At 59.3% G+C, this 13,881-nt stretch carries 11 protein-coding genes; 10 read left to right on the top strand and 1 reads right to left on the bottom strand.

The genetic code is table 11. The annotated features are described in order from the left end of the window. Window positions 1–14: 14 nt before the first annotated feature. The 7 genes from dnaK to M2395_RS17485 all read left to right on the top strand — a co-directional run bounded on the left by dnaK (window position 15) and on the right by M2395_RS17485 (window position 9,845). Window positions 15–1,931, top strand: coding sequence for a molecular chaperone DnaK (gene dnaK, locus M2395_RS17515; protein ID WP_011059188.1), 1,917 nt, complete (start codon window positions 15–17; stop codon window positions 1,929–1,931). 322 nt (window positions 1,932–2,253) lie between these two features. Further along, window positions 2,254–3,378 (top strand): molecular chaperone DnaJ, encoded by a 1,125-nt coding sequence (gene dnaJ, locus M2395_RS17510; protein WP_015634112.1) that lies wholly within the window; start codon window positions 2,254–2,256, stop codon window positions 3,376–3,378. 10 nt (window positions 3,379–3,388) lie between these two features. Further along, entirely contained in the window at window positions 3,389–4,195 is an 807-nt protein-coding gene (gene dapB / locus M2395_RS17505) for a 4-hydroxy-tetrahydrodipicolinate reductase (protein WP_015634113.1), read from the top strand. A 256-nt stretch (window positions 4,196–4,451) separates the two neighbouring features. Then, window positions 4,452–5,588, top strand: a complete 1,137-nt coding sequence (gene carA / locus M2395_RS17500; RefSeq protein ID WP_011059191.1) for a glutamine-hydrolyzing carbamoyl-phosphate synthase small subunit — start codon at window positions 4,452–4,454, stop codon at window positions 5,586–5,588. Between the two features lie 129 nt (window positions 5,589–5,717). Next, entirely contained in the window at window positions 5,718–8,939 is a 3,222-nt protein-coding gene (gene carB / locus M2395_RS17495; protein WP_011059192.1) for a carbamoyl-phosphate synthase large subunit, read from the top strand. Continuing rightward, window positions 8,936–9,412: a transcription elongation factor GreA gene (greA, locus tag M2395_RS17490; protein ID WP_011059193.1), complete on the top strand. Its 477-nt coding sequence runs from the start codon at window positions 8,936–8,938 to the stop codon at window positions 9,410–9,412. Before carB ends, greA begins: the two co-directional genes overlap by 4 nt. Window positions 9,413–9,440: 28 nt before the next feature. Beyond that, window positions 9,441–9,845 (top strand): hypothetical protein, encoded by a 405-nt coding sequence (locus M2395_RS17485; RefSeq protein WP_011059194.1) that lies wholly within the window; start codon window positions 9,441–9,443, stop codon window positions 9,843–9,845. 12 nt (window positions 9,846–9,857) lie between these two features. On the opposite strand, the gene M2395_RS17480 is transcribed toward M2395_RS17485, so the two are convergent. After that, the gene (locus M2395_RS17480; RefSeq protein WP_015634115.1) at window positions 9,858–10,166 is read right to left on the bottom strand and encodes a YhbY family RNA-binding protein; all 309 of its coding nucleotides are present in this window, start codon (window positions 10,164–10,166) and stop codon (window positions 9,858–9,860) included. 104 nt (window positions 10,167–10,270) lie between these two features. Here M2395_RS17480 and rlmE point away from each other — a divergent pair, with 104 nt between their 5' ends. The 3 genes from rlmE to folP all read left to right on the top strand — a co-directional run bounded on the left by rlmE (window position 10,271) and on the right by folP (window position 13,866). After that, window positions 10,271–10,900, top strand: a complete 630-nt coding sequence (gene rlmE, locus M2395_RS17475; RefSeq protein ID WP_011059196.1) for a 23S rRNA (uridine(2552)-2'-O)-methyltransferase RlmE — start codon at window positions 10,271–10,273, stop codon at window positions 10,898–10,900. A 201-nt stretch (window positions 10,901–11,101) separates the two neighbouring features. Continuing rightward, on the top strand, window positions 11,102–13,006 hold the full coding sequence (gene ftsH, locus M2395_RS17470; protein ID WP_011059197.1) for an ATP-dependent zinc metalloprotease FtsH: 1,905 nt from the start codon (window positions 11,102–11,104) through the stop codon (window positions 13,004–13,006). 8 nt (window positions 13,007–13,014) lie between these two features. Continuing rightward, a complete protein-coding gene (gene folP, locus M2395_RS17465) occupies window positions 13,015–13,866 on the top strand; it encodes a dihydropteroate synthase (protein ID WP_123430066.1) in 852 nt (283 codons plus the stop codon). Window positions 13,867–13,881: the final 15 nt, after the last annotated feature.

Raw genomic sequence — 13,881 nt, 5'->3', positions numbered from 1 at the left:
TCGGGAGAGTTAACATGGGCAAGATTATCGGTATTGACTTGGGGACCACCAACTCGTGCGTCTCCATTCTTGAAAACGGCAACGTAAAAGTTATCGAAAACGCTGAAGGCGCGCGTACCACGCCGTCGATCATCGCGTACGCCAACGATGGCGAAATCCTGGTAGGTCAGTCGGCCAAGCGTCAGGCTGTCACCAACCCGCACAACACCCTGTACGCAGTAAAGCGTCTGATCGGTCGTCGCTTCGACGAAGAAGTTGTGCAGAAAGACATCCAGATGGTCCCTTACAAGATCGTCAAGGCTGACAACAACGACGCCTGGGTTGAAGTGAACGGCCAGAAAATGGCTCCGCCACAAATCTCGGCTGAAATCCTCAAGAAAATGAAGAAGACCGCCGAAGACTACCTCGGCGAAGCCGTGACCGAAGCGGTCATCACTGTTCCGGCCTACTTCAACGACAGCCAGCGCCAGGCGACCAAAGACGCCGGCCGCATCGCAGGCCTGGACGTCAAACGTATCATCAACGAACCAACCGCAGCCGCTCTGGCCTATGGTATGGACAAGGCCAAGGGCGATCACACCGTGATCGTTTACGACCTGGGCGGTGGTACTTTCGACGTTTCGGTGATCGAAATCGCTGAAGTCGATGGCGAGCACCAGTTCGAAGTGCTGGCCACCAACGGTGACACCTTCCTCGGTGGTGAAGACTTCGACATCCGCTTGATCGACTACCTGGTTGATGAGTTCAAGAAAGAAAGCGGCATGAACCTCAAGGGTGACCCGCTGGCCATGCAGCGCCTGAAAGAAGCTGCCGAGAAAGCCAAGATCGAGCTGTCCTCGAGCCAGCAGACCGACGTCAACCTGCCGTACATCACTGCAGATGCCACCGGTCCTAAGCACCTGAATGTGAAGATCTCCCGCGCCAAGCTGGAATCGCTGGTTGAAGACCTGGTTCAGCGCACCATCGAGCCTTGCCGTATCGCGCTCAAAGACGCCGGTATCGACGTGGGTTCGATCAACGACGTGATCCTGGTCGGCGGCCAGACCCGTATGCCGCTGGTACAGAAGACCGTAACCGACTTCTTCGGTAAGGAAGCGCGCAAGGACGTCAACCCGGACGAAGCTGTTGCCATGGGTGCTGCCATCCAGGGTGCGGTACTGGCCGGCGACGTGAAAGACGTACTGCTGCTGGACGTCAGCCCGCTGACCCTGGGTATCGAAACCATGGGTGGCGTGATGACCGCGCTGATCGAGAAAAACACCACGATTCCTACCAAGAAATCCCAAGTGTTCTCGACTGCCGACGACAACCAGGGCGCAGTGACCATTCACGTACTGCAGGGCGAGCGCAAGCAAGCCGCGCAGAACAAGTCCCTGGGCAAGTTCGACCTGGCCGACATTCCACCAGCTCCACGTGGCGTGCCGCAGATCGAAGTGACCTTCGACATCGACGCCAACGGCATCCTGCACGTAGGTGCGAAGGACAAGGCTACCGGCAAGACTCAGTCGATCGTGATCAAGGCCAACTCGGGTCTGTCGGATGAAGAGATCCAGCAGATGATCCGTGACGCTGAAGCCAACTCGGAAGAGGATCGCAAGTTCGAAGAACTGGCCACCGCCCGTAACCAGGGTGATGCGCTGGTGCACTCGACTCGCAAGATGGTGGCTGACGCCGGTGACAAAGTGACCGCGGAAGAGAAAACCGCAATCGAAGCCGCCGTGGTTGCCCTGGAAGCTGCCGTCAAGGGCGACGACAAGGCTGCCATCGACGCCAAGGTCGAAGAGCTGTCGAAAGTCTCGGCCCCGGTTGCCCAGAAGATGTACGCCGAACAGGCCCAGCCTGCAGAAGGCGCGGCACCGCACGCCGAGTCTGCTGAAAAAGCCGACGATGTCGTCGACGCCGAGTTCGAAGAAGTAAAAGACCACAAGTAATGGCTTGTTGGTCGGCCGGTTGACTGCCTTCGGGCGGTGACTGGTAGGATGTCGCCGCGCGGGAGCTTGCTCCCGCGTTGGCGTGTCTGGAGTCAGCGAAATTTTGACGGCGTACAAGCTCCGTTTGTGCGCTGGCGGTCGGGTCGGAGAAGCTCCTGCTTTCCGGCTGTGATGACCGCAATGGTCGGCCCGCAACCGGGTTGGCTTTCCAAGACCAGGATCGTTGAATTGACGTGAGTTGGGTCCGGGCCTGTATTGGGGCTCAGCGAGTTTGGCAGAGCTCAGGAGGGTTTGCCGGACGTCCTTAAGAGTGCAAAGACTTATGGCAAAGCGTGACTATTACGAAGTGTTGGGTGTGGAGCGTGGCTCCAGCGATGCGGAGCTGAAAAAGGCTTACCGTCGTTTGGCGATGAAGCATCACCCGGACCGTAATCCCGGCGACAAAGCGTCGGAAGACATGTTCAAGGAGGCCAACGAGGCCTACGAAGTACTGTCCGATTCCAGCAAGCGTGCCGCGTATGACCAGTACGGCCACGCTGGTGTCGACCCGAGCATGGGTGGCGGGGGTGCCGGCTTCGGCGGGCAGAACTTCTCCGATATCTTCGGTGACGTGTTCAGTGATTTCTTCGGTGGCGGTCGCGGCGGTTCCCGTGGCGGTGCGCAACGCGGCAGCGACCTGCGTTACACCCTGGAGTTGAACCTGGAAGAGGCGGTGCGTGGCACCACGGTGAATATCCGTGTGCCGACACTGGTCAACTGCAAGCCATGCGATGGTTCGGGCGCCAAGAAGGGGTCTTCCCCTGTCACTTGTCCGACCTGTGGCGGTATTGGTCAGGTGCGCATGCAGCAGGGTTTCTTCTCGGTGCAGCAGACCTGCCCGCGCTGCCATGGCCAGGGCAAGATCATTTCCGATCCGTGCGATTCGTGCCACGGCGAAGGTCGGGTCGAAGAGTACAAGACGCTGTCGGTGAAAGTGCCGGCAGGTGTCGATACCGGCGACCGTATTCGCCTGTCCGGCGAAGGCGAGGCGGGGACCCAGGGTGGCCCGACTGGCGACCTGTATGTGGTGATCAATGTGCGTGAGCACGCGATCTTCCAGCGCGACGGCAAGCACCTGTTCTGTGAAGTGCCCATCAGCTTCGTAGATGCGGCGTTGGGTGGCGAGCTGGAGATTCCGACCCTGGACGGTCGGGTCAAGCTGAAGATCCCAGAGGGAACACAGACCGGCAAGCAGTTCCGGATTCGTGGCAAGGGCGTTGCTCCCGTGCGTGGCGGCGGTGCCGGCGACCTGATGTGCCGGGTTGCGGTGGAGACGCCAGTGAACCTGAGTCGTCGTCAGCGCGAGCTGCTGGAAGAGTTGCGTGGTTCGCTGGACGACGACAATTCTCACTCGCCGAAAACTACCGGCTGGTTCGAGGGCGTCAAGCGCTTCTTCGGCGACCTGTAAGGAGTAACGCATGCGACGTATAGCAGTGATGGGCGCCGCCGGGCGCATGGGCAAGACCCTGGTCGAGGCTGTGCAGCTGCGCTCGCCGCTCTCCGGGCTGACGGCAGCCATCGTTCGGCCTGGCAGTTCGCTGGTGGGCGCGGATGCAGGTGAGCTGGCATCCCTGGGGCGTCTTGGCGTGTCGATGTCCGATAGCCTGGAGAAGGTTGTCGATGAGTTTGATGTGCTGATCGATTTCACCTTGCCGGAAGTGATGCTCAAGAACCTGGCCTTCTGCCGTAAGGCGGGCAAGGCCATGGTGATTGGTACTACGGGTTTGGGTGCCAAGGAAAAGCAATTGCTGGCCGAGGCGGGCAAGGAGATTCCGATCGTCTTCGCTGCCAACTTCAGTGTTGGGGTCAACCTGTCGCTGAAGCTGCTGGATATGGCGGCTCGGGTGCTGGGTGATGATGCGGATATCGAGATCATCGAGGCGCATCACCGACACAAGATCGATGCGCCATCGGGCACCGCCCTGCGCATGGGTGAGGTGATCGCCAGCGCTCTGGGGCGCGATCTGCAGCAGGTCGCGGTGTATGGTCGTGAAGGCCATACCGGCGCCCGTGAGCGTGAAACCATCGGCTTCGCCACGGTTCGTGGTGGCGATGTGGTGGGGGATCACACCGTGCTGTTTGCCACTGAGGGCGAGCGCCTGGAGATTACCCACAAGGCCTCCAGTCGCATGACCTTCGCCAAGGGCGCGGTGCGTGCCGCGCTGTGGCTGGACGGGCGCGAGGCCGGCCTATACGACATGCAGGATGTGCTGGATCTGCGTTGAGATGCATCTGAAGTGGGGTTGAGGCTGTCCTTCAACCCCACTTCGTACCGCTAGGCGATGTTCTGTCGCATTCCTCTGCCTTTAGGGCTCATTAGCGGTGGACCGAAAAAGCCTTTTTCTGTAAGCTACAGCTTTAGTGTGTCCACTAAAAGCGCGCAGATAATTCGACGAAGAAGCGGGGTGACGTGTCTATACGTCATTCCGCTTTTTTGCAACCTGCGATCGCCCTTTCAGGCTCTATTTACGGGAGGTCTTCTTGACTAAGCCAGCCATACTCGCCCTTGCTGATGGCAGCATTTTTCGTGGCGAAGCCATTGGAGCCGACGGTCAAACCGTTGGTGAGGTGGTGTTCAACACCGCAATGACCGGCTATCAGGAAATCCTTACCGATCCTTCCTACGCCCAACAGATCGTTACCCTGACTTACCCTCACATCGGCAACACCGGCACCACGCCGGAAGATGCCGAGTCCGACCGCGTCTGGTCGGCCGGCCTGGTCATCCGTGACCTGCCGCTGGTAGCCAGCAACTGGCGTAACACTCTGTCCCTGTCCGATTACCTGAAAGCCAACAACGTGGTGGCGATCGCTGGTATCGACACCCGTCGCCTGACCCGCATCCTGCGTGAGAAAGGTGCACAGAACGGCTGCATCATGGCCGGTGACAACATTTCCGAAGAAGCGGCGATCGCTGCAGCGCGCGGCTTCCCTGGCCTCAAAGGCATGGACCTGGCGAAAGTCGTCAGCACCAAGGAAAGCTACGAGTGGCGTTCGACTGTCTGGGATCTGAAGACCGACAGCCACGCCACCATCGAGGCTTCCGAGCTGCCGTATCACGTGGTTGCCTACGACTACGGGGTCAAGCTGAATATCCTGCGCATGCTGGTGGAGCGCGGTTGCCGCGTCACCGTGGTGCCTGCCCAGACCCCAGCGAGCGATGTGCTGGCTCTCAAGCCTGACGGTGTGTTCCTGTCCAACGGCCCAGGTGACCCCGAGCCTTGCGACTACGCCATCAAGGCGATCAAGGAAATCCTCGAAACCGAGATTCCGGTGTTCGGCATCTGCCTGGGTCACCAACTGCTGGCCCTGGCCTCTGGTGCCAAGACCCTGAAAATGGGCCACGGCCACCACGGTGCCAACCACCCGGTGCAGGATCTGGACAGCGGCGTGGTCATGATCACCAGCCAGAACCACGGTTTTGCGGTGGATGAAGCTACGCTGCCGGGCAACGTCCGGGCGATCCACAAGTCGCTGTTCGACGGCACCCTGCAGGGTATCGAGCGTACCGACAAGAGCGCGTTCAGCTTCCAGGGCCACCCGGAAGCCAGCCCGGGCCCGAACGATGTCGCGCCGCTGTTCGACCGCTTCATCAACGAGATGGCCAAGCGACGCTAAACGCTCGCCTTGAAAGTGTAGCGAGCAGCGCTTGAGGGCGGCCCCGGCAAATCCGGCGGAACCCCTCGGGCGCCTCAGAGAATGTTCAAGACGGCTTGCCGACTGACCTGCGGATTTGAGTGACAACCCATGCCAAAACGTACAGACATTAAAAGCATCCTGATTCTTGGCGCTGGCCCGATCGTGATCGGCCAAGCCTGCGAATTCGACTACTCCGGCGCCCAGGCTTGCAAGGCCCTGCGCGAAGAGGGTTACCGGGTCATCCTGGTGAACTCCAACCCGGCCACCATCATGACCGACCCGGCCATGGCCGACGCCACCTACATCGAGCCGATCAAGTGGCAGACCGTTGCCAAGATCATCGAGAAAGAGCGTCCGGACGCGCTGCTGCCGACCATGGGCGGCCAGACTGCGCTGAACTGCGCCCTGGACCTGGAGCGTGAAGGCGTCCTGGAGAAGTTCGGCGTAGAGATGATCGGCGCCAACGCCGACACCATCGACAAGGCTGAAGACCGTTCGCGCTTCGACGCTGCCATGAAGTCCATCGGCCTGGCGTGCCCGCGTTCCGGTATTGCCCACAGCATGGAAGAGGCCAATGCGGTCCTCGACAAGCTGGGCTTCCCTTGCATCATCCGTCCATCCTTCACCATGGGTGGCACCGGTGGTGGCATCGCCTACAACCGCGAAGAGTTCGAAGAAATCTGCGCCCGCGGTCTGGACCTGTCGCCGACCAAGGAACTGCTGATCGACGAATCCCTGATCGGCTGGAAAGAGTACGAGATGGAGGTGGTCCGCGATAAGAAGGACAACTGCATCATCGTCTGCTCCATCGAGAACTTCGACCCGATGGGCGTGCACACCGGTGACTCCATCACCGTGGCTCCGGCACAGACCCTGACCGACAAGGAATACCAGATCCTGCGTAACGCCTCTCTGGCGGTGCTGCGCGAGATCGGTGTGGAAACTGGCGGTTCCAACGTGCAGTTCGGTATCTGCCCGAACACAGGCCGCATGGTCGTGATCGAGATGAACCCGCGGGTATCCCGTTCCTCGGCGCTGGCTTCGAAAGCCACCGGTTTCCCGATCGCCAAGGTCGCGGCCAAGCTGGCTGTCGGCTACACCCTGGACGAGCTGTCCAACGATATTACCGGCGGCAAGACCCCGGCGTCCTTCGAGCCGTCCATCGACTACGTCGTGACCAAGCTGCCACGCTTCGCCTTCGAGAAGTTCTCCAAGGCCGACGCGCGCCTGACCACCCAGATGAAGTCGGTGGGTGAGGTCATGGCCATCGGTCGGACCTTCCAGGAATCCCTGCAGAAAGCCCTGCGCGGTCTGGAAGTGGGCGTTTGCGGCCTGGATCCCAAGCTCGACCTGAGCAATCCGGAAAGCATGAACGTGCTCAAGCGCGAGCTGACCGTGCCCGGCGCCGAGCGTATCTGGTACGTGGCTGATGCCTTCCGTGCCGGCATGACCGTCGAGCAGATCTTCGGCATGAACATGATCGATCCTTGGTTCCTGGTGCAGATCGAAGACCTGATCAAGGAAGAAGAGAAGGTCAAGACCCTGGGCCTGTCGGCCATCGACCGCGACCTGATGTTCCGCCTCAAGCGCAAAGGCTTCTCCGACCAGCGTCTGGCCAAGCTGCTGGGCGTGACCGAGAAGAACCTGCGCACACATCGTCAGAAGCTGGAAGTGTTCCCGGTCTACAAGCGCGTCGACACCTGCGCCGCCGAGTTCGCCACCGACACCGCGTACCTGTACTCGACTTATGAAGAAGAGTGCGAAGCCGCACCTTCGACCCGTGACAAGATCATGATTCTGGGCGGTGGTCCAAACCGTATCGGCCAGGGCATCGAGTTCGACTACTGCTGCGTACACGCCGCCCTGGCGCTGCGCGACGATGGTTACGAAACCATCATGGTCAACTGCAACCCGGAAACCGTTTCTACCGACTACGACACTTCGGATCGCCTGTACTTCGAACCGGTGACCCTGGAAGACGTGCTGGAAATTGTCCGTGTCGAGAAGCCAAAAGGCGTGATCGTGCAGTACGGCGGCCAGACTCCGCTGAAACTGGCTCGTGCCCTGGAAGCCGCCGGCGTGCCGATCATCGGCACCAGCCCAGACGCTATCGACCGCGCCGAAGACCGTGAGCGCTTCCAGCAGATGGTCGAACGCCTGAACCTGCGTCAGCCACCAAACGCTACCGTGCGCAGCGAAGACGAAGCGATTCGTGCCGCCGCCAAGATCGGTTACCCGCTGGTGGTGCGTCCGTCCTACGTGCTGGGCGGCCGGGCGATGGAAATCGTCTACGAGGAAGATGAGCTCAAGCGCTACCTGCGAGAAGCAGTGCAAGTGTCCAACGACAGCCCGGTGCTGCTGGACCACTTCCTCAACTGCGCCATTGAAATGGACGTGGATGCGGTCTGCGACGGCACCGACGTAGTGATCGGCGCCATCATGCAGCACATCGAGCAGGCTGGCGTTCACTCCGGTGACTCTGCGTGCTCGCTGCCGCCGTACTCGCTGCCGGCGCACATCCAGGACGAGATGCGCGAACAGGTCAAGAAAATGGCCCTGGAACTGGGTGTGGTTGGCCTGATGAACGTGCAGCTGGCCCTGCAAGGCGATCAGATCTACGTCATCGAAGTGAACCCGCGCGCTTCCCGGACCGTGCCGTTCGTTTCCAAGTGCATCGGTGTCTCCCTGGCGATGATCGCTGCTCGTGTGATGGCCGGTAAGACCCTGAAAGAGCTGGGCTTCACCAAGGAAATCATTCCGAACTTCTACAGCGTCAAGGAAGCGGTATTCCCGTTTGCCAAGTTCCCGGGTGTCGACCCGATCCTCGGCCCAGAGATGAAGTCCACCGGTGAAGTGATGGGCGTGGGCGACACCTTCGGCGAAGCCTTTGCCAAGGCCCAGATGGGTGCCAGCGAAGTGCTGCCGACCGGCGGTACTGCGTTCATCAGCGTGCGCGACGATGACAAGCCTCTGGTTGCAGGCGTGGCCCGTGATCTGATCAACTTGGGCTTCGAAGTGGTCGCTACTGCGGGCACCGCCAAGCTGATCGAGGCGGCCGGCCTGAAGGTGCGTCGTGTGAACAAGGTGACTGAAGGTCGTCCGCATGTGGTCGATATGATCAAGAACGACGAAGTCACTCTGATCATCAACACCACTGAAGGCCGTCAGTCGATTGCTGACTCTTATTCCATTCGTCGTAACGCCTTGCAGCACAAGATCTACTGCACCACCACCATTGCTGCTGGCGAAGCTATCTGTGAAGCGTTGAAGTTCGGTCCGGAAAAGACCGTGCGTCGCTTGCAGGATCTACACGCAGGATTGAAGGCATGAATAAATACCCAATGACCGTCCAGGGCGCGCGCGCCCTGGAAGAAGAGCATGCTCACCTGACCAAGGTCGTGCGTCCGAAGCTCAGCCAGGACATCGGTACGGCCCGCGAGTTGGGTGACCTGAAGGAAAACGCCGAATACCATGCCGCTCGCGAACAGCAGGGCATGGTAGAAGCGCGGATCCGCGATATTGAAGGCCGCCTGCAGAACTCGGTGGTCATCGATGTCACGACCATTCCCCATACCGGCAAGGTGATCTTTGGCACCACGGTAGAAATCGCCAACGTCGAAACTGACGAAAGCGTCACCTACCAGATCGTGGGTGAGGACGAGGCTGACATCAAACTCGGTAAAATTTCCGTCGGCTCGCCGATCGCTCGCGCCTTGATTGCCAAGGAAGAGGGGGATGTGGTGGCGGTCAAAACGCCTGGTGGCGTTATCGAGTACGAGATTGTCGAAGTCCGTCACATCTGAAAGAAGGCGCCCGCTGCACGCGGGCGCCATGCTTTGGCAGCTGGCCCAGATGTTGTGGGTCGGCGGCTTGTGGTTGTTGCATCTCGGCTTGCTGCCCGCCCTGGGGCAGATTGGCCTTGCCCCCTTGCTGATCGAAGAAATCTCGTCACTGCTCAGTGCGTTGCTGGTAGGTTTTTCAGCGGCGTGCCTGGTCCTGCAGATACTGGTATTGATCCAGTCCGAAGGGCTGAGGAGCTTGTGGCGGGATATTCGGGGGCAACTGCTATTGATGGCGATGTATGCGTGTGCGATGTATTTCGTCGTACGCATCTTGTTGCCGGAAGCTCAGCGCTGGCAGTTGTTCAGCTATCTGGTCCTGGGTTTTTCCGGGCTGGTACTGGTGTTGCAGCCAGTGCCGGGATGGGGTGGCAGGGTGCGCCAGGCACACCCTTGACCCGATTCGACGTCAGTGGAAACGATGGACGTTCGACAATTGCTTGTTTACCTTGGCGTTCTTGCGGTAGATCAGCGCCATCTTGCCGATGACCTGCACCAGATCCGCTTTGCCGGCCTTGCACAATTGGGCAATGGCCTCCAGGCGCGACTCGCGCTCGAGGATGTTGAGCTTGATCTTGATCAGCTCGTGATCGCTCAAGGCGCGTTCAAGTTCGGCTAATACACCTTCGGTCAAACCGTTGTCAGCCACAGTCAATACTGGTTTCAGATGGTGGCCAATGGATTTGTACTGTTTCTTCTGCTCTTGAGTGAGCGGCATAATCTGACCCCTGCGTCTGATCTTGTAAAAAGCGGCGGCCAGTTTACCCGAGCGAGTCCGGGACCGCCCAGTTAATCACGACCCGTTTTATTTTGAGGTGGCCCGTGGCCCGTTCCAAAACTAGCCATAACTGGCTGAAAGAGCACTTCAACGACCCATTCGTCAAAATGGCGCAAAAAGATGGGTACCGTTCCCGTGCCAGCTACAAACTGCTGGAGATTCAGGAAAAGGACCGCCTTATCCGTCCTGGCATGAGTGTTATCGACCTGGGGGCCGCCCCGGGTGGCTGGTCGCAGGTGACCAGTCGTCTGATTGGTGGCCAGGGGCGCCTGATTGCCTCGGACATCCTGGAAATGGACAGCATTCCCGATGTGACCTTTATTCAAGGGGACTTCACTGAGGATGCAGTACTGGCGCAGATCCTCGAGGCGGTCGGAAATTCTGAAGTTGACCTTGTGATTTCCGATATGGCCCCCAATATGAGTGGGTTAGCAGCCGTGGATATGCCGCGAGCGATGTTCCTGTGCGAGTTGGCGCTGGATCTTGCTGGTCGGGTCTTGCGTCCAGGTGGTGATTTTCTGATCAAGATCTTCCAGGGTGAAGGCTTCGATGAGTACCACAAGAGCGTGCGGCAGATGTTCGAGAAAGTGCAGATGCGCAAACCGTCATCATCCCGTGACCGTTCTCGGGAGCAATACCTGCTGGGGCGCGGCTTCCGTGGTCGTAGTGAGTAAGTAAGAGTTTTGACTGGGGTGATAGGATTTTCGTATTTCGCCCCGTCAGATTAGGCGCATATTGTGTAGTCTAAGTTTCACATAGGGTTACAGACAGCGCCTGCCAGAGCTGTAGGTAATGTAGTAAGTTAGGCCGGTGAATATCATGCGAAGCGCGCGCCAGTAGCGGAGCTTGCTTCAGAGGGTAGTTAATTGAACGACATGGCAAAGAATCTGATCCTGTGGTTGATCATCGCCGCCGTCCTGGTGACGGTGATGAACAACTTCTCCAGCCCTAACGAGCCGCAGACCCTCAACTATTCCGACTTCATCCAGCAAGTTAAGGATGGCAAGGTCGAGCGCGTAGCGGTTGATGGCTACGTGATTACCGGCAAGCGCAACGATGGCGACAGCTTCAAGACCATTCGTCCTGCCATTCAGGACAATGGCCTGATCGGCGACCTGGTGGACAACCACGTGGTGGTCGAAGGCAAGCAGCCTGAACAGCAAAGCATCTGGACTCAACTGCTGGTGGCCAGCTTCCCGATCCTGGTGATCATCGCGGTGTTCATGTTCTTCATGCGCCAGATGCAGGGTGGTGCCGGAGGCAAGGGCGGGCCGATGAGTTTCGGCAAGAGCAAGGCGCGCTTGCTGTCTGAAGATCAGGTGAAAACTACCTTGGCTGACGTTGCCGGTTGCGACGAGGCCAAGGAAGAAGTAGGTGAGTTGGTTGAATTCCTCCGTGACCCAGGCAAGTTCCAGCGTCTGGGCGGTCGTATTCCTCGCGGCGTGTTGATGGTGGGGCCACCAGGTACCGGTAAGACGTTGCTGGCCAAAGCCATCGCTGGTGAAGCCAAGGTGCCGTTCTTCACCATTTCCGGTTCCGACTTCGTCGAGATGTTCGTCGGGGTGGGTGCCAGCCGCGTCCGTGACATGTTCGAGCAAGCCAAGAAGCATGCTCCTTGCATCATCTTCATCGACGAGATCGACGCCGTCGGTCGTCACCGTGGCGCCGGCATGGGCGGCGGTCATGATGAGCGTGAGCAGACCCTCAACCAGTTGCTGGTTGAGATGGATGGCTTCGAAATGAACGACGGCATTATCGTGATCGCCGCGACCAACCGTCCTGACGTACTGGACCCGGCCTTGCTGCGTCCGGGCCGTTTCGACCGTCAGGTCGTGGTTGGCCTGCCGGACATTCGCGGTCGCGAACAGATTCTCAAGGTGCACATGCGTAAAGTACCAATGGGCGACGACGTTGCACCTGCGGTAATCGCCCGCGGTACCCCGGGCTTCTCCGGTGCCGACCTGGCGAACCTGGTCAACGAGGCCTCGCTGTTTGCGGCGCGTACCGGCAAGCGCATCGTTGAAATGAAGGAATTCGAACTGGCCAAGGACAAGATCATGATGGGCGCGGAGCGCAAATCCATGGTCATGTCCGAAAAAGAGAAGCAGAACACGGCTTATCACGAAGCTGGCCACGCCATTGTTGGTCGTGTCGTGCCCGAGCATGACCCGGTCTACAAGGTGTCGATCATTCCTCGCGGCCGGGCCTTGGGTGTCACCATGTTCCTGCCGGAAGAAGATCGTTACAGCCTCTCCAAGCGTGCCTTGATCAGCCAGATCTGCTCGCTCTACGGCGGTCGTATCGCTGAAGAAATGACCCTTGGCTTCGACGGCGTGACCACCGGCGCCTCCAACGACATCATGCGTGCCAGCCAGATCGCGCGGAACATGGTGACCAAATGGGGTCTTTCCGAGAAGCTTGGTCCGCTGATGTATGCCGAAGAAGAGGGTGAGGTGTTCCTGGGGCGCAGCGCGGGTAGCCAGCATGCGAGCCTGTCTGCGGAAACGGCGAAACTGATCGACTCCGAGGTGCGCAGCATCATCGATCAGTGCTACGGCACCGCCAAGCAGATCCTGACGGACAACCGCGACAAGCTGGACGCCATGGCAGACGCCCTGATGAAGTACGAAACCATCGACGCCGATCAGATCGACGACATCATGGCAGGGCGTACTCCACGCGAACCTCGTGATTGGGAGGGCGGCTCGGGTACTCCTCCTCCAGTAGTGCAGAATGAGCGTCCGGAAACACCCATTGGCGGCCCAGCAGCCGACCACTAAGGTTTTAAATGACTTCTGTTCCTTCCTCCACCCGGTTGCCTTGCGGCAACCGGGTTCTTGATTTGGCCCATGCACATGTCATGGGCATCTTGAATGTAACTCCCGACTCCTTCTCTGATGGTGGCCGCTTCAGCCAGCTTGATCTGGCTTTGCGGCATGCCGAGGCCATGGTTGCGGCCGGTGCTACGCTGATTGATGTCGGTGGCGAATCCACTCGCCCGGGTGCCCGTGCGGTATCGCCGCTGGAGGAGTTGGAGCGAGTCGCGCCTGTGGTCGAGCGCATCCACCGTGAGTTGGATGTGATCATTTCTGTTGATACCTCGACACCGGCGGTGATGCGTGAAACCGCTCGCCTCGGCGCAGGGCTGATCAATGACGTTCGTTCATTGCGCCGGGAGGGTGCCCTGGATGCGGCGGCGGCCACTGGCTTGCCTGTGTGTCTGATGCACATGCTGGGTGAGCCCGGTGATATGCAGGACAACCCGCATTATCAGGACGTGACCCGAGAGGTTGCCGAGTTCCTGGTTGAGCGCATGGCCCAGTGTGCGTCAGTGGGCATCGGTCCAGAGCGGATTGTGCTCGATCCGGGCTTTGGCTTTGCCAAGACCCTGCAACACAACCTGAGCCTGTTCAAGCATATGGATGCCTTGCATGCCCTTGGGCGCCCGTTGTTGGTTGGGGTGTCGCGCAAGAGCATGATTGGCCAGGCCTTGAATCGCCCCGTAGGTGAGCGATTGCACGGCAGTCTGGCGCTAGCGGCCCTGGCAGTGGCCAAGGGCGCGAAAATTATCCGTGTCCATGATGTCGCCGAGACCGTGGATGTGGTGCGAATGATTGTGGCAGTGGAATCCGCCGAATAAGAATGATGGAGTACT

Origin of the sequence: Pseudomonas sp. BIGb0176 (assembly GCF_024810175.1) — a bacterium.
GTDB lineage: Bacteria > Pseudomonadota > Gammaproteobacteria > Pseudomonadales > Pseudomonadaceae > Aquipseudomonas > Aquipseudomonas protegens.
The sequence above is the reverse complement of the archived record's forward strand: the minus strand, read 5'-3'. Positions and strand labels throughout refer to the sequence as shown.